Genomic DNA, 16,574 nt, shown 5'->3' with positions numbered 1-16,574 from the left:
TTAAATTATTTAACTTTATGCCTTGGATGATTCACGTTTAATCACAATTGCGCCAGCAATCATGTCATGCAAACCCTGTTTCTTTTCGGTAAAGGCGATCATAATAAAACCAATAAAAAACAGCAGTGCCGATAAAATCTTACTGAAAAAACGTACACTCGCTCTTAAAAAACTGATGCTCTCACCCTGCAAACTGGTAACTTTTATGCCTAAAGCGAGCTTACCTAAGGTGGCTTGTTTGGCTGAACTCTCCATTACCGCGTAATAGAGCCAAGCCATTAAAAAGGTGAGCAATTTAGCCTGCGCTTGAAACATCAAAACAGAAGCCTCATCACCCAAGTCATTGCCCATAAATGCCAAAAACATGGAATAGCCAATTACCAAAAAAATGCCCAAAACGGTTAATACCGCCCAATCAACAATATAGGCCAAAAAGCGTCGCCAAAATCCCGCATATTGCACTGTATTTTCAGTGGTTAAATTTTCAGACATTCTCTACCTCTTAATAACAGGTATCCATATTTTGTGGTGAATTAGTCAAAACCAACCACGAAGACACAGAGACACGAAGGTTTAAAAAGAATTAATATCGATTAGAAATAACACCGTTCATGTGTTTTTACTCATGCGACATAAATACTTTATTTATAAGATTTTATAACGAATAATGAATAACAAATGCCAGTTAGTACGGTTATTTGCTCAAATAAAACGGGTTTAAATTTTAGAATTCTTCGTGCCTTCGTGTCTTCGTGGTTAATTTTTTGTTTTTATCAATCAAAAAATGCACTTACCTTAATAACTTTAGTACTGTTTTTTGTACAGAATGCTTAACCTTCAGTTTATAAGGATTTTAAAACAACAAAATTAAACCTTAAAAACTTCGTGCCTTCGTGTCTTCGTGGTTAAAAAACTCTGTATCAAGCATAAAATACAGTCAGCTTAAAAAACTAATCCATTCGCGACCCTGTTGTTTTAATACTTGTTTAGCCTGTTTGGTTTTTGGGTAATGCTGTTCTACCAAATTCCAAAAGTCTCTTGAGTGGTTGGCATGAACCAAGTGCGCCAACTCATGAACCACCACATAATCAATCACCCACTCTGGCGCTTGCATTAAACGCCAATTAAATTGAATACGACCATCTGAGTAGCAACTACCCCAACGCGATTTATAACCTTTAACAGTTAAAGAGTGATATTGCACCCCCATTTTCTGTGCATAAAAATCGAGTTTTGGGTCTAGGTAGTGATAGGCTTTTTCTTTGTAATATAACGCTGTTGCTTTACAACACTGTTCAGCCGTTTGTTTGTCGCTTTTTAAATTTGCCAAAAAAAACTTAGCTCGTTGGCTTTTTTCACATAGTTCAATGCGCTGCGTATTAGCTTGTGTTTCAGCTTGCGTATTTACTTGCCATTCACATTGATAATTTTGCCCAAAAAAGGTAATCGGCTGCCCCTGCTCTCCGCTAAAAATAGGGGTTGTCATTTCTGCCAAATCGGCCACTCGGCGTAATAACCATTGTTGATTTTTTTGTAAAATGCGGCTTAATTGACTGGGTTTAATCGCTTTAGGTATTTCTAAACATAGTTGACCTTGGCGATATTTAATCGCAATCGATTTTCGTCTTGCCGACAAAACAATAGGCAAACTCAAGTCGCCAACTTGATACTCTGTTGGCAACTCAGGCAGTAACGAATTTTTAAGCGATTTGAGTGCAAACATCTTTGTTACTCTGTCGGTGATTCCTAAGCTATAAAACAAAAACGCCCTGATAAACCATCAGAGCGTTTATGGATAATGTTGTTAAAGGCACAAACAACCTATTCTAAGCTAGGCCGCTTCCAGACCATTCATGGTTTTATAGGCCCAAGAGTTGGCACTCATATAAGCTGAAGAAACTAACATAATATCAATACCACTACCGCCCATATTGGCATTACCCTGTTCAAGAGAGCGCACCACAAATAACGCTTTACCCATATCGCCAGAGTGGTCAACCAAGGCTACTTTTACCTCAGATGATAATGGCAATTGCCCCACGATATCGACCATAGAGGCTTTTAAAAACGCATTTAAGGTTGAGAACATGCCTGTCATAAAGTAGCGGTCTTTATCGGTTGTTTTGCCTTGTTTCTCAGCCAATACTTCCATAAACTTGGCGCGCACTAAGGCGGTGGTTAATAGCTCTTTAGGTACATCATTGGCCTCTGACAGCACCATCATATTCACCCAAAATTTAAGACGTTTTAATCCCATAAAATTCACTGCATCTTTTAGAGTTTCAATCACCTGCGGAATATTATTATTTGGGTGGTTTATCGCACTTAATAACTTATGAGTTAAACCAACATCAGAACCTACGGTTTGCACAATTTTATCAAACTCGACATCTGGATCATTCACCTCAGCCAATAGTTTAAGCATCGCTAACTTACTGCCCGACAATTCTTTTTGCCCAGAAATAACAGGATTAGTAAAGAAGTAACCTTGATAAAAAGTCGCTTTGGCCTGTGCGTATTCAGCAAACTCCTCTTCTGTTTCTAAGCCACAAATAACGCTATTAACTTGCTGTAAATTCAACGCACTTACAATGGTTTTAGCTTCTTCTGCCGAAAATTCTTTGGCATCTAACTTAACCGTTTTGGCAATGGTTAATAGCTTTTTGTAAGCATCACTATTTTCATAACCTAAAACGGCTACCCTTGCACCCGCTTTAATCACCTCTTTTAGGGAAGCTACCACCGTTTTATCACGTAGGTTTGCTAACGTTACTTCAACGGTAACCATGGAGAGGTCATCCACTTTTGGTAACCAATCCAGCGTTAAAACCTCAATGGGGGCACGGTAAAAAATAGGTTTATTTGAGGTGAGCGCACTCATGCCGTCTTGTTTAGCAATATCTTCACAAAACGCTTTCATAACACTTTCCCATTCAACCTTAGATGGATCAACATCATTCACTAACTCAAGCGATAGGTGATAACCATAAAGTACTTGCTTAGCATCGAGTATAGGTTGTTTATTTAAGAAAAGTTGTGCTTGCATCGAAGGTGTTCCTTGTTAAAACTACATAGCAAAATATGCAAAAAAGAAGCTTAAATAGTACACTTTTTTCGCTATTCTGAAATCGCTTTTTTAGCGGCCTAAAATAAATAATATTGTATTAGATAGTATTATATAACTCGCTACCATTATAAGAAGATTCGTAAAAAGAAAAAGCCTCTACTCTAAAAAATACTTATCACCAAATAACGATTAATTTTATGACCTTGAGAAATCAATAACATAGCAATGAAAATGATTTTTACCCACCCAAATTTCTCATTTATACTATGTCCATGAGACAAGACGAATCACCCATTACTGGCTGCCAGCTAGACAAGAATCACTCAAACAAACAGCACATTAATATTTGTTGTGAGCTTGAGCAAACAGCCCTAGACTTATTATTCAATCAAACAGATTTAGCAAAACAACAACTCAAACAGTTTGCCCAACAAGGTGCAGTTTGGATTCAACGGAAAACAAACAGCAAACCTGAACGTTTACGCCGTTTAAAGAAAACAGTACAGCCAGGACAAACATTAGATTTTTACTACTACCCTGATTTGCTGAATGAAACGCCCGCGACACCAATATTAATTGCCGATTTTATAGAGTATTCTGTTTGGTTAAAGCCCAGGGGGATGTTTTCTCAAGGCTCTAAATGGGCAGACCATACCGCTTTATATCGCTGGGTAGAACAGCACTATCAACCCAACAACCAGATTCGCCAGGCCTGGATAGTGCACCGTTTAGATAGAGCAACGCAAGGTTTGATGTTATTAGCGCATAACAAAAAAATGGCGACGACATTAACGCAACTTTTTGAAAAAAATCAAATCCATAAAAGCTATCAGGCCAATGTTTATGGTTGTTATCCTGATAGCAGACAAACCATTCGGCTAGAGATTGATGGCAAACACGCCACCAGCCACATTTCACGGCTAGACTATGATAAAAAGCTGGATATTTCTCGTCTGCAAATTGATATTGAAACAGGTCGTAAACACCAGATTCGCCGCCACCTCTCGGCAACGGGCTACCCGATTATGGGCGATAGACTCTATGGAAATGAAACACTCGACCTACAACAAAAACCGCGACCCAACCTGCAATTAACCGCATTTAAGCTGAGTTTTAATTGCCCTATAACGGGTGAATTGCAAGTGTTTACACTTAAAGAATCACAACTCGATTTACTCCCACTCAACCAGGCTGAGTGATGAAAAGGCTAATCTCTTTTCCAATAAAAGGCACGTTTTATTACAGTGCTTTTTTAGCGATGCAAGAGAACCTAATCAGCAAAAACACTCCACTCATCTTTAAATTAGAGCCTGATAATCGCTATGACAAAAATGCCATTCAAATCTGGCTACCAACCACAGATAGTTCATCAGAACTGGGTTTATTGCTGGGTTATGTACCCAGAAGTTTAAGTAAAAAACTTAATTTTCTTTTCAGCCATAACCTCATAACAGATATTCACGTTATTCATTGCGCACAACAAGGCAAACTAATTGAAGTTGATTGCCAAATCACGGTTAACCAGGCCTGGCAACATTACTTGCTGTTAGTTATTCAAAGCCAATGGATTACAAAATGGCATAAACTAAACCGCCTAACACAGCGTTTGTTTGGTAAGAACAAAACACACAGATAACTCAAAGGGCAAATTTGTTGCTACAATCCTATTAAATGTTAAATCCAACGTTAAATCGCCTTTTTCAAGGACCTCAAAAGAACCGCTATGACAGAACAAAACTTACAACACTGCGCTGAACAACTTAACCAATCCGATGACTATCAAGTCTTGAATAAACTGGTCGCCAAAAACGAATTTTGTGCGCCAAATTCAGAGCCAACCCATAAGGTCTGCATTATAGATACCGAAACCACGGGGCTGGATACCGATGTGTGCGAGATTATTGAACTCGGTTACCAAATTATTGAGTTTGATTCACAAGGTAATTTTTACAAAGTATTAAAAGCGCAAAACTTTTTAAATGAACCTAATGGAGAAATCAGTGCCGAAGTGACTCAAGTGACAGGTTTAACCATGGAAGATGTGCAAGGTCACAAAATTCCGTGGCAACAAGTTGAAGCGGAACTTGCTGATGTACAGCTTTGCGTAGCGCATAATGCCAGTTTTGACCGCCCTGTTTTAGAACGTTATAGTGATGTTTTTATCAATAAAATTTGGGGTTGCTCGGTCGCCCAAATAGACTGGATGAAAGAAGCTCATATTGGCTCAAGAAGCCAAGAGTTTCTCTGCTGGAAAGTAGGCAACTTCTTCTACGGCGCACACCGTGCATTAGATGATGTACAAGCCTTAACCCAACTTCTCTCTTGTAAAATATCAACAAACAATGTGCCCGCTTTTAGCTTTTTATTAACAGCTGTACGCCAAAGTAAATCACTGGTTAAAGCCACTGGCGCACCCTTTGATATTAAAGATGACTTACGTTCTCGTGGCTATCGCTGGAATGTAGGCGAACGTGTTTGGCAAAAAGTACTGGACGATTCCAAACTGCAAGATGAACTCGGTTGGTTAATTGAACATCAAACGCCAAATCCTAATGTAATTAAGCTCAAAGCGACAGACAGCTTTTCTATTAGAGCGCGTTAACCGATAACACTACCCAGGCCAGATACATGACATTAAACCCAACTCCCGAACTGCTCAATAGCCTTTATTGGATCACCCTATTTGCCGTTATTGTCTCCTCCGCTTCAGGGGTGCTTAAAGCAGGGTTTCGCCAGTTTGACTTGTTTGGGGTCATTATTATCGGCATAACCACAGGGCTTGGTGGTGGCTCGCTTCGAGACATGTTGCTTGGAGAACAAGCCTTTTGGATTGTTGATGAAGCCTTTTTTATCGCCTCATTATCCAGCGCTTTAATCATGTTTATTTTGGCGAGAAATATCACCATAAACCCTCGGTTTTTTCTAATACCCGATGCGGCAGGTTTAGCCACATTTAGTGTGGCTGGAACCTTAGCCTCACTAATGCTTGGAGCACCCTGGTTTGTTGCGGCTTTTATGGGGGTTATGACAGGGATTATGGGCGGGATTTTTCGTGATATTTTATGTAACACTTCGCCAATCGTCTTTCAGAGTCAGCTGTATGGAACCGTTTCTTGGCTGGGTTCACTGTTTTTTATAGGTTTGCTCTATCTTAATATTGATGCCACGGTAGCGGCTATTTCAACAGGTATATTAATCTTTGTAAGCCGTTTGCTAGCGCTTCATTTTGATATTAGCTTACCCAAGTTTCGCTTTAAATCTTGAGAGCAAGGCGTCCTCTTTTCATACAACTCTCTGTAAATTATTATAATTTAGTGATTCATAAAACATTGTATACAATACCCTTACACGCAACGTTGTGCTTATTCTAAATTAACCAGGCCTGGTTAAGACCCTTTTCAAGAAAGCTAAGTCCTTAATACATAGATTAATATTGATAGATATTAATTAAAACCGCGATTGATTTTTCTAAGAGAAACAAGGTTTATCTAATGAATACTCTGAATACCTTAATGCCACTGTACGTATTGAAAGTAAAAGGCCACCATGGGCTGATATTTAAAACTAAACACCCATCAACAAACTATTTACAGCAGGTTGGTGAAGAAATGATTAACTGGCCGAAAAGCCATTATCTTGAATATGAAATTCATGCCAGCGACCATTCAAATTCTGAAATGACACAAGCTGAAATATTACTCCACCCAATATTCGACTAATATCACTAACTAACGGTTAATATCAAACACTTTTGAAACGCCTTCTCCACGATAATCGGATGCGGCTTGCCAGCCTTGTTGGGTTTTTAATATCAACTGAACATCGCCCATATAGTTATTCTTTTTAAGTGTGTAACCCATTGCCTGCAACGCTTCTTTTACCAGGCCTGATAACTTTGGGTTGTAGGCAATTTGGTCTTTGGGTAAGAGTTGATGATGTACTCTTGGCGCATCTACGGCTTGCTGAGCGTTCATACCCTCTTCGACTACATTTACAATCGTTTGAAAGACTGAGGTAATAATGGTTGATCCACCTGGTGTGCCTACGACCATTTCGACTTGGTTGTCTTTGAGCACAATGGTGGGCGACATCGATGAGAGCATTCTTTTTTCGGGTGCAATGGCATTGGCCGAACCGCCCACCACACCAAACACGTTGGCGACACCAGGTTTGGTACTAAAATCGTCCATCTGATCATTCATTAAAAAGCCCGCCCGCTCTATGACCACGCCACTACCAAAGGGCATATTTAAGGTATAGGTGTTTGAAACCGCATTGCCGTTCGCATCCACAATACTAAAATGGGTGGTTTCAGGGCTCTCAATTTTGCCTGGTTTTATCTCTTCTGAAATTGAAATCCCATCAAACAAAACTCCTTGGCTTCGCTGTTGAATATAGTTATCTGAAATAAGTGTACTAATTGGTACATCAACAAAGTCTGAATCGCCTAAAAAGTGTGCTCGGTCGGCATAAACTCGTTTTTCGAGTTCGGCATAAAAATGGGTTTTTATCACTTGAGGTGGTATCCCCTCTTTTACTGCTGTTTCAATTGCCTTTTGCAGTTTTTGCTCAAGCAGAGCCTGCATTTTAAGCAGTTGAACAATCGCTATTCCGCCTGAACTAGGTGGTGGTGCCGAGACAATGGTGCGCTCTTTCCAGTTTGCCACAACAGGTTTACGCCATTTAGCTTGATAGTTTTGTAAATCCTCTAAAGTGATTAAACCGCCATTTTGCTGCATTTGGCTCACCAATAACTTAGCGGTTTTGCCTGTATAAAAATCCTTTACGCCTAGCTTGGCAATACGTTTTAAGGTTTGGGCAAGTTCGGGTTGTTTGAAAACCTGCCCCGTTTTTAAATTGGCAAAATAATCATTAAAGTTAAGCGGTTGTGGCGATTTATCCGCAATCCAACCTTTAAACCATTGTGAACGTGATTCTAATTGCGGTGAAACCTTAAAACCTTGCTCGGCAAATTGTATGGCAGGTTGCAATAAAGTTGCCCAAGGCAGAGAACCAAACCGTTGATGCGCTTGCCAAAACCCCATAACCGTTCCTGGCACGCCTGAAGCCTTGTAACCAACCAACGATTGATAGGGGATGACTTGCTGTTTTTCATCTAAATACATGTTTTTTGTGGCCGCTTTCGGTGCTTTTTCACGGTAGTCTAAAAAATGCACCGCGCGGTTTTTGGTCTTATCCGATTGTAGGCTTGGGGCAAATAGAGTCATAAAACCTCCGCCACCTAAATTGCCCGCTTCTGGATAGGTTACCGCCAAGACAAAAGCTGAAGCCACGGCCGCATCCACCGCATTACCGCCGTTAACCAAAACCTCTTGAGCCACTTGAGCACTGTATTGATCGGGCATGGCAACCGCCGCTTGATTTAAAACGTTTTGTTGTGCATTTACCAGGCCTGGTAACAATAGGCAGAACAAAGCTAAAACCTTCATAAAACGGCCTTTTAATGTTTGTTTTAAAAAATAAGACACAAAGAATCCTTTTAATGAAATTAAAAGCCGTTAAAGACTTAATCGTGGAATGGGCGCATTCATGGTGGCAGCAATGGCTAAAAGTAACTCTTTTTCAATGGGTTCAATTTTGCCATCGTGCTCAATGCTAAGCACTAAGGCTTCTACAATTTGTTGCTTTAACGGTTCTGAACAGTAGAGCAATTTATCAACAGAGCGTTCAAACATCTCTTGATGCTGTTCATCAATCTCCATACGCTGCAAATCATCGAGTTTAAGGTGTTTAACAGCCTTATTAAATGCTAAGTCCATCGTTAACTTATTTAAGTTTTCTGATGAATCGTTATGCCCATAATGCACTAAAGCAGACAATACAATTTGTAGTTCCATTGCCACCTGTTTGGCTTTGCGGTAACGTACTTGATTGGCTTTAACCAAACCAAAATGCACATCTAAATAGCGGGTAACTAACTGAAAAACACTCTGCTCAAAAATGGTTTTTTGGCCATCAAAGTCCATCACCGTTTGTAGCAACGCTTTAAATTCTAAATACTGTTTTTTAGATAGGCTTTTAAGGGCTGGCATTGTCAATTCAATCAGCGGTAATTTATTGACTAAATCAACACTCAAAATGAGTTCTAGCTGTTTTTTAACCAAAACATCTAAGCCCTTAACTGTGTCACTACTGAGAACTTGTTGCCAGTTAATAGGTTGAACATTTTTGCCCTCTTCACAGGCTAAAACCGCCAAAACCAGAGCCATTGCCTCCATTGGGTCTTGCGACTTTTCAACCAAAGAAACTAAGGTCGATTGCGATTTTTCACTTAGCTGCTCAACCATTAAGCCTGCGGCCATTAACATGGTAAGTGGTTGCGGTAATTTGTCTTGCAATGCATCAAGAGCTGAACTATTTGCCTTGCTCTCTGCATCTGCTAAGTTTTCTGACTTTTCTGGCGGTGGCAATGGTTTCAGAAAAGAACCATCCCAATAGGGTTCAACTCGTTGAATTCGCATTTCAATCGGTGGATGGGTGGCAAAAAGAAAGGCTAAGCGAGTATGAAACGCCTGGCCAAAAAACATATGTGAAACTTCACTGACATCGGTATTTCTAAGACGAGAACTTTCGGTCACACCACCAATTACTTTTAAAGCCCCAGAAATAGCACTTGGGTCACGGGTAAACTGCACCGAAGAGGCATCCGCTAAAAACTCGCGTTGCCGACTGACAGCCGCTTGAATCATATTGCCAAACAAGATGCCAAACCAACCGATAATACGTAATGCAATACCCGCTAGAATAATGGCTCCATTGCCTTTACCTTTTGAACGAGAGCGTGAACGATTGCGAGTTGATGAACTCAAAATACGTCCCAGTAACGCAATAAACTCAATGCCGTACAACAACATAATAATACGTAAATTTAAACGCATATCGCCATTTAAAATATGGCTAAACTCGTGACCGACTACACCCTGTAATTGGCTACGAGTCAGCTTATCAATACAGCCTTGTGTTAAACCAATTACCGCATCTTGCGCGGTTTGCCCTGCTGCAAAGGCATTGATTGCGCTCTCATTACGCAACACAAACACTTCTGGAACTGGCATGCCAGACGCAATGGCCATCTCTTCAACCACATTCAAGGCTTTACGTTCATTGATATCACGACTATTAGGTGAGAGTTTTATGCCTCCTAAAGCACTGGCAATAACGGCACCCCCTTTAGAGAGATGGCGTGCTTTAACTAATGAACTAATTAAGGCACCACCCACAATAAAAGCTCCCACACCAAATAACATGGGCAAATTTTCTGTCGAAAAAACGGACTGCCAAAATCGAAGCGACATTAAGTCGCCCGTGATGGTTAGGGATTGACCACTAAAAAGCGGCATAAAAAGAGCCAGCACTAAGGTGCTTAAAAAGGTCAAAATAAAGAGAATCAACACATACAAAAGTACCAAGTATTTGGTTTTCTTTTTAGCGTTATCTTGGGCGGCGTAAAAGTTCATAATATTAACGAATTAATAATCTACCAGGCCTGGTAACAGGCCTAGACAAATTTGGTTAACTTAAAACTGTACTTTGGGTGCTTGTTGAATGGCTTCGCGATCTTCAAACTCAAGCATTTGTGCATCAACAGGGTGACCAAACATCGCGGCAAACAGGGTTTGCGGAAAACTTTGACGGTAGGTGTTATAAGCCATAACCGAGTCATTAAACGCTTGACGTGCAAAGGCGACTTTATTTTCAGTGGAGGTTAGCTCTTCGGTAAGTTGCATCATATTTTGATTGGTTTTTAAATCAGGGTAAGCTTCCATCACCATATTAAAACGTGACATAGCAGAACCCAAGACTCCTTCCGCTTGAGAAAGTTGCCCCATAATGCTTGCATTGCCTGGGTTAGCCGAAGCGGCTTTTAATAAAGTGGAAGCTTCATTACGTGCCGCAATAACCGCTTCTAGGGTTTCACGCTCATGAGTCATGGCTTTTTTAGCCACTTCAATTAAGTTGGGGATGAGGTCATAACGGCGTTTAAGCTGTACATCAATTTGGGCAAAAGCGTTTTCAAAACGATTTTTTAAGGCAACCAACTGATTGTAGATACTGATTAAATACAAAATCGAGACCACAACCAAAACTAAAAAAATAATCATTCCAGTACTCACAGCAAACTCCTCAAGTTAAAAATTTATCTTCGTCATTTTACACAGTAAATGCATACTTAAATAACAAGAATGCGCTCTTTTTATTCTAAATTCTCAAGCAAATCAAAACTGCAATCCGCTTTAATTCATAAAAACGATTTAAACTATCTTCATCTTTTTTTCAGAATTGCATTTTAATCTTTACAAAATTAAGCTTAAAATGAAATTAGTTTACGTGCATGATAGATACCATCTAACTTACAAGCCACTCATTCAAACAAGGATTCAAACATGCTTAAGTCTTTCTTTCAAAAAACCGCCATTGTCACTCTTGCCATTACCAGTTTGACCACATTTAGCTCAATCAGCCAGGCTGATGATGAATATACCGAATCAGAAGCTCAAATGACTCAAGATGTAAGCGAAGCTGAATTTGAAGAGACCATTAACGCCTTTCATAAAGCACCACAGTCGGCTGCATTTTTTGACCACGCCTATGGGTATGCGGTCTTTCCAACGATTGGAAAAGTGGGCTTTGTAATTGGCGGTGCTTACGGTAAAGGGCGTGTTTACGAACACGGTCGCTATTCTGGCAATGCTGAAATGACACAGGCCACCATTGGCTTTCAGCTAGGCGGACAAGCGTTTAGCCAAATCATATTTTTCCAAGATCAGCGTGCATATGACGAATTTACCAGTGGAAACTTTGAATTTGGCGCACAAGCCTCCGCTATCGTAATTACCGCAGGTGCAAATGCCGAAGCCTCTACCAAAGGTACATCTGCCTCAGCTAATGCTGGACAAAGTTATGTGAAAGCCGATGGCCAATATTACAAAGGTATGGCTGTTTTCAGTTTAGCCAAAGGTGGGCTAATGTATGAAGCAACATTAGGCGGTCAAAAGTATAACTTTTACCCTAACTAAGCTTTGCCTTAGCAAGAAAAGTCAGTCGTTTAACCTATTTGGTTAAACGACTTTTTTGTATTTACCCAAACGCCACACTGGCAATTACAACTTAATTGGATAATAAACACATGGATATACTTAACTGGCTAAATGACATATTACTGCACGTTTCAGGCTGGATGAAAGGTTATTTAAACCAAATTGTACTCTCTATGGTGGCTACACTATTAGTCATTTATGGCGACAATATTCTTGGCATGCTAAAACAACAAATTGGTAGCTTAAAACTTTTTTTACGTATCACGTTATTTGTGGCTTTTTGTGCATTTGGGTTTAGTTTTATTACCTCTATCGCAGCTCCCTTTATGAGCAACTGGTTGGCAAAATCTAACCCAGAGTTTTTACCCTTTATTATTGTGTTTATCTACTACGGTTTAGGCTATTTAGCGCAAAAGAAAGGTATGTTATAAAAGTTCATCATTATAAAAGTTCATAATTGCTTTCATAAATACCTTAATTACTAAAATTCAGGCAATAAAAAACCGAAGTTACCAGGCCTGGTAACTTCGGTTATAAACTTTTCAACTATATTGAAATCGCTTAGCTACGGCTTGTTACTTCAAGCAGGTGATAACCAAACTGAGTTTTAACTGGTCCTTCAACTGAACCTACGTCTGCACTGAATACCACTTTATCAAATTCAGGCACCATCATTCCTGGCCCAAACTGACCTAAATCACCACCGTTTGCACCAGATGGGCAATTAGAGTTTGCTTTTGCTACTTCTGCAAAGTCAGCTCCGTTAGCAATTTGATCTTTTAATTCATTACATTTTTCTTCTGAATCCACAAGAATGTGGCGTGCTGTTGCTAATGTCATGCTTATTCCTTTTTCTAGAGACCTTTAATCCAACTATCTCTGCTAATAAAAAACGAGTATTACGTTGTTAAAAATGAATATAGGGGTTATTTTTTGTCTTTCAAGGTAAATCACCCTCTTTTTTAATTATTTTCCTGCCCTTACTCACAGATGCTCATTTATAATATTCCCCATGACTAAACAGACAAATACCCCAACGCAACCATTCGCCTCGATTCCTATGCAAGCCGTAGGCCCTTTTAAGCTGATTGGTGATGTAGAAGCTGATGACCTAATGGTGCCAATGGCCACTTATGAAACCCCACTTTGGCCATCTGTCGCTCGTGGCGCACGAGTCGCATCTCACTCGGGCGGCATTAGAGTCACGGTAATTGATGAGCGTATGACTCGCTCGGTATTGCTTGAAGCACCTAATGCAGGCGTGGCGGCTCTGCGTTTAAAACAGATACAGACACGTCACGATGATTTGCAAGATGTTGTTTCTCAAAGCAGTCGTTTTGCTAAATTAATCGACACTAACTTTCAAGTTGTGGGCAACTTAATTTACTTGCGCCTAGAGTTTCAAACAGGCGATGCTTCTGGACACAATATGGTGACCAATGCCGCAGATAAAATTTTGCCTTGGTTATTAAAAGAGTACACAGACCTTAAATATGTTTCCATCTCGGCAAACTACTGTACTGATAAAAAAGTCTCTGCAGTAAACGGTATTTTAGGTCGCGGTAAATATGTGGTTTGTGAAACGACTATTCCTAGAAAATTTTGTACACGTTTTTTAAAAACGACCCCAGAAGCTTTAGTAGACCTACACATTAAAAAAGATTTAATTGGTAGCATTGTTTCAGGCGGTCTTCGTTCGGCTAACGCGCATGTGGCCAATATGCTTTTAGGTTTTTATTTGGCTACAGGCCAAGATGCCGCCAATATTGTTGAAGGTTCGCAAGCGATTAACCATGCCGAAGTGACACCCGAAGGTGATTTGTACTTTTCAACGACCCTGCCTAACCTTATTGTTGGCACGGTGGGTAATGGCAAAGGTTTAGATTTTGTATTAGAAAATTTAAGCTTATTAGGTTGCGCCAATAATGATGCGCAACCTGGTGAAAATGCACGTCGTTTAGCGTGTATTGCGGGAGCAACCGCATTTTGTGGAGAGCTTTCTCTATTGGCGGCACAAACCAATCCTGGTGAGTTAATGGAAGCGCACATTAAACTTGAACGTGGCCATAATGCCTAATCATCTGGATAAATATGAGCAACGGTAATCCCCATTCTAAAATGAACGCTTCTGAAATGAACGCTTCTGAGCAAGTAACCAATCGTAAACAACAACACATTGATGCGGTTTTAAACGATGTGCAGGTTGACCGCCACCAAGATGGTTTTGAACAGATTCGCCTAATGCACCGAGCCTTACCCGAACTCGATTTTTCAAGCATTGATATCTCAAGCCTGTTTTTGGAACGCAAAATCAGCTTTCCTTTTTTAGTCTCATCCATGACAGGTGGTGCGGCAAACAATTTGGGTGACATTAATATTCACCTTGCTGAAGCCGCTGAAGCGTGCAATGTACCTATGGCCGTAGGTTCACAACGCGCCATGATTATTGATGAAGCCGCCAAACAGAGTTTTGAATTAAGAAAATACGCCCCCAATGTTCCTCTGATTGCCAATATGGGTGCCGTGCAACTGAATTATGGTTTTGGCTTGGATGAGGCTCGCAGAGCGATTGATACTTTAGAAGCCGATGCCCTTTACCTGCACTTAAACCCCTTACAAGAAGTCATTCAACCAGAAGGTGATACCGATTTTGCCAACTTAGCCAATAAAATTCATGCTTTGGCACAAAATATTGAAGTGCCTATTATTCTTAAAGAGGTGGGTTGCGGCCTCTCTCCCCAAGATATTGAATTGGGTTTAGAGGCTGGGATTCAATATTTTGATATTGCTGGTCGTGGAGGCACATCCTGGAGCCGTATAGAGGCACACCGCTCAGAAAATGACTTAGGCTTTCTCTTTCAAGACTGGGGGCTAACCACCATTGAAAGCCTTAAACTAGCCGAACCCTATCAGGGAAAAGCACAGTTTATTGCCAGTGGAGGCATACGAAACGGAATCGATATGATAAAAGCTGTTATAATGGGCGGCCGTTTGTGTGGGGTGGCCGCGCCATTGTTAGCGCCAGCACAAAATTCAACCGAACAGGTTGTGGCTAAAATAGAGCAATTTCAGCAAGAGTTCCGAACTGCGCAGTTTTTGCTTGGCATCGAAAACAGCGATGCCTTACATTTAAATACCGCTTTGGTCGCACCTTTTTAGGCACGGCATCAAAGATGATTAACAACCCATATTCTGTTTGCATCGCTTTAAATGACTCATTAAAGCGGCAATGACGCCTGATGCAAACAGTAATACGAATAGAACGAATCCACTTTAGATTATGAAAGTAGGCATTGATTTAATCCATTTTGCTACAGCTGACTATTTTTTAGGCTTAGATACCTTTGCCGCTGAAAAGCAGATAGATGTAAACAAATTTACCATTGGTATTGGCCAAGAGAAGATGTCGATTGCGCCTCCCGATGAAGACGTTGTGAGTCTAGCAGCGAAAGCGGCTGCACCGATATTAGAACAAATTGATTCAAGCCAAATCAGTGCAATCCTGTTTGCAACAGAAACTGGTGTCGATCAATCAAAATCGGCAGGTGTATTTTTACACGGCCTTTTAGGCTTATCAAATCGTTGCCGAGTCATTGAACTCAAGCACGCTTGTTATGCAGGTGCTGCCGCACTGCAAATGGCCACAACCATGGTACGCGCCAATCCTAAAGAAAAAATTCTAGTGATTGCGGCTGACATTGCTAAATACGACATTGATACCTCAGGCGAAGCAACTCAAGGCTGTGGTGCCGTTGCCATGCTAGTGACCGAATCTCCACGTATTATTGCCATTGAACCAGGTTCTGGCTATTACACCGATGATGTGATGGATTTCTGGCGTCCAAACCACCGCACAACCGCATTAGTGGATGGCAAATATTCAACCAAAGTGTATTTAAATAGCTTAAAACATGCCTGGGAACATTTCACCGAACAAACTGAGCGAACGTTTGATGATATTGATTATTTCTGTTATCACATTCCCTTCACTAAAATGGCTGAGAAAGCACACAAAACATTAATTAAAAAAGTGGGTGCAAACTTAACACAAGCACAATTTGACGCCCAAACGTTGCCAGGCCAACTTTATAACCGAATTGTCGGTAACAGCTACAGCGCATCGTTATTTGTTGGATTTATCTCTTTATTAGATAATGTACTTGATAACCTTGAAGGTAAACGTGTTAGCTTTTTTAGCTATGGTTCGGGCTGTGTTGCAGAGTTCTTTACTGGCATTATGCAATCAGGCTATCAATCGGTTCTAATGACGAAAGATCATAGAAAGCAAATTGAGCAGCGCCAACCACTGAGTTATCAAGAATATCTCGATTTTTATCATCAAACTGATAGCACGGTCGATAACATTGTTTATCCGCTCACGAATAAAGGCCCATACCGTTTAGCAGGCATTGAAGACCACAAACGTTATTATCAAAAACTTTAGTCTT

At 40.4% G+C, this 16,574-nt stretch carries 17 protein-coding genes; 10 read left to right on the top strand and 7 right to left on the bottom strand.

All coding sequences use genetic code 11. The annotated features are described in order from the left end of the window. Positions 1 to 15: 15 nt before the first annotated feature. The 3 genes from A379_RS10460 to A379_RS10450 all read right to left on the bottom strand — a co-directional run bounded on the left by A379_RS10460 (position 16) and on the right by A379_RS10450 (position 3,046). A complete protein-coding gene (locus A379_RS10460; protein ID WP_040727972.1) occupies positions 16 to 492 on the bottom strand; it encodes an RDD family protein in 477 nt (158 codons plus the stop codon). A gap of 445 nt (positions 493 to 937) precedes the next feature. Continuing rightward, positions 938 to 1,723 carry a M48 family metallopeptidase gene (locus A379_RS12840; protein WP_051145164.1) on the bottom strand — a complete coding sequence of 262 codons (786 nt, stop codon included), beginning with the start codon at positions 1,721 to 1,723 and terminating at the stop codon, positions 938 to 940. A 108-nt stretch (positions 1,724 to 1,831) separates the two neighbouring features. Next, on the bottom strand, positions 1,832 to 3,046 hold the full coding sequence (locus A379_RS10450) for an EAL and HDOD domain-containing protein (protein WP_040727971.1): 1,215 nt from the start codon (positions 3,044 to 3,046) through the stop codon (positions 1,832 to 1,834). A 293-nt stretch (positions 3,047 to 3,339) separates the two neighbouring features. Between A379_RS10450 and A379_RS10445 the strand changes: the two genes are divergently transcribed. The 5 genes from A379_RS10445 to A379_RS10425 all read left to right on the top strand — a co-directional run bounded on the left by A379_RS10445 (position 3,340) and on the right by A379_RS10425 (position 6,786). Further along, on the top strand, positions 3,340 to 4,266 hold the full coding sequence (locus A379_RS10445) for an RluA family pseudouridine synthase (RefSeq protein ID WP_157832367.1): 927 nt from the start codon (positions 3,340 to 3,342) through the stop codon (positions 4,264 to 4,266). After that, positions 4,266 to 4,703, top strand: coding sequence for an HIRAN domain-containing protein (locus tag A379_RS10440; RefSeq protein WP_040727969.1), 438 nt, complete (start codon positions 4,266 to 4,268; stop codon positions 4,701 to 4,703). The genes A379_RS10445 and A379_RS10440 overlap by 1 nt, the downstream gene beginning before the upstream one ends. An 87-nt stretch (positions 4,704 to 4,790) precedes the next feature. Continuing rightward, on the top strand, positions 4,791 to 5,669 hold the full coding sequence (locus A379_RS10435; protein WP_040727968.1) for a 3'-5' exonuclease: 879 nt from the start codon (positions 4,791 to 4,793) through the stop codon (positions 5,667 to 5,669). Between the two features lie 26 nt (positions 5,670 to 5,695). Further along, complete coding sequence (locus A379_RS10430) at positions 5,696 to 6,331, top strand: trimeric intracellular cation channel family protein (protein ID WP_040727966.1); 636 nt, start codon at positions 5,696 to 5,698, stop codon at positions 6,329 to 6,331. 227 nt (positions 6,332 to 6,558) lie between these two features. Beyond that, positions 6,559 to 6,786 (top strand): hypothetical protein, encoded by a 228-nt coding sequence (locus tag A379_RS10425; protein WP_040727964.1) that lies wholly within the window; start codon positions 6,559 to 6,561, stop codon positions 6,784 to 6,786. Between the two features lie 9 nt (positions 6,787 to 6,795). Here the strand turns inward: A379_RS10425 and ggt are convergent, their stop codons facing one another. From ggt to A379_RS10410, 3 genes are read right to left on the bottom strand one after another with little or no spacing between them, the layout of a single operon-like run. Then, positions 6,796 to 8,556 carry a gamma-glutamyltransferase gene (ggt, locus tag A379_RS10420; protein WP_232744844.1) on the bottom strand — a complete coding sequence of 587 codons (1,761 nt, stop codon included), beginning with the start codon at positions 8,554 to 8,556 and terminating at the stop codon, positions 6,796 to 6,798. A gap of 30 nt (positions 8,557 to 8,586) precedes the next feature. Continuing rightward, on the bottom strand, positions 8,587 to 10,545 hold the full coding sequence (locus A379_RS10415) for a M48 family metallopeptidase (RefSeq protein WP_040727963.1): 1,959 nt from the start codon (positions 10,543 to 10,545) through the stop codon (positions 8,587 to 8,589). Between the two features lie 60 nt (positions 10,546 to 10,605). After that, complete coding sequence (locus A379_RS10410) at positions 10,606 to 11,202, bottom strand: LemA family protein (RefSeq protein ID WP_198525675.1); 597 nt, start codon at positions 11,200 to 11,202, stop codon at positions 10,606 to 10,608. 270 nt (positions 11,203 to 11,472) lie between these two features. On the opposite strand from A379_RS10410, the gene A379_RS10405 reads away from it, so the two are divergent. Together A379_RS10405 and A379_RS10400 are read left to right on the top strand one after the other, a co-directional pair. Continuing rightward, positions 11,473 to 12,105: a YSC84-related protein gene (locus A379_RS10405; protein ID WP_040727960.1), complete on the top strand. Its 633-nt coding sequence runs from the start codon at positions 11,473 to 11,475 to the stop codon at positions 12,103 to 12,105. A 110-nt stretch (positions 12,106 to 12,215) separates the two neighbouring features. After that, positions 12,216 to 12,557 (top strand): DUF3392 family protein, encoded by a 342-nt coding sequence (locus A379_RS10400; RefSeq protein ID WP_040727958.1) that lies wholly within the window; start codon positions 12,216 to 12,218, stop codon positions 12,555 to 12,557. A 130-nt stretch (positions 12,558 to 12,687) separates the two neighbouring features. Here A379_RS10400 and A379_RS10395 read toward each other — a convergent pair whose 3' ends face one another. Then, positions 12,688 to 12,966, bottom strand: a complete 279-nt coding sequence (locus A379_RS10395; protein WP_040727956.1) for a peptidylprolyl isomerase — start codon at positions 12,964 to 12,966, stop codon at positions 12,688 to 12,690. Between the two features lie 172 nt (positions 12,967 to 13,138). Between A379_RS10395 and A379_RS10390 the strand changes: the two genes are divergently transcribed. The 3 genes from A379_RS10390 (at position 13,139) to A379_RS10380 (ending at position 16,570) form a co-directional block, all read left to right on the top strand. Further along, a complete protein-coding gene (locus A379_RS10390) occupies positions 13,139 to 14,203 on the top strand; it encodes a hydroxymethylglutaryl-CoA reductase (RefSeq protein WP_040727955.1) in 1,065 nt (354 codons plus the stop codon). A gap of 14 nt (positions 14,204 to 14,217) precedes the next feature. Further along, positions 14,218 to 15,285, top strand: coding sequence for a type 2 isopentenyl-diphosphate Delta-isomerase (gene fni, locus A379_RS10385; protein WP_232744843.1), 1,068 nt, complete (start codon positions 14,218 to 14,220; stop codon positions 15,283 to 15,285). Between the two features lie 121 nt (positions 15,286 to 15,406). Further along, complete coding sequence (locus tag A379_RS10380; protein ID WP_040727954.1) at positions 15,407 to 16,570, top strand: hydroxymethylglutaryl-CoA synthase; 1,164 nt, start codon at positions 15,407 to 15,409, stop codon at positions 16,568 to 16,570. Positions 16,571 to 16,574: the final 4 nt, after the last annotated feature.

This window comes from Thiomicrorhabdus sp. Kp2, assembly GCF_000478585.1.
Classification (GTDB): domain Bacteria; phylum Pseudomonadota; class Gammaproteobacteria; order Thiomicrospirales; family Thiomicrospiraceae; genus Thiomicrorhabdus.
Note: the sequence above shows the minus strand (reverse complement) of the source record. Positions and strands in the feature narration are given on the sequence as shown.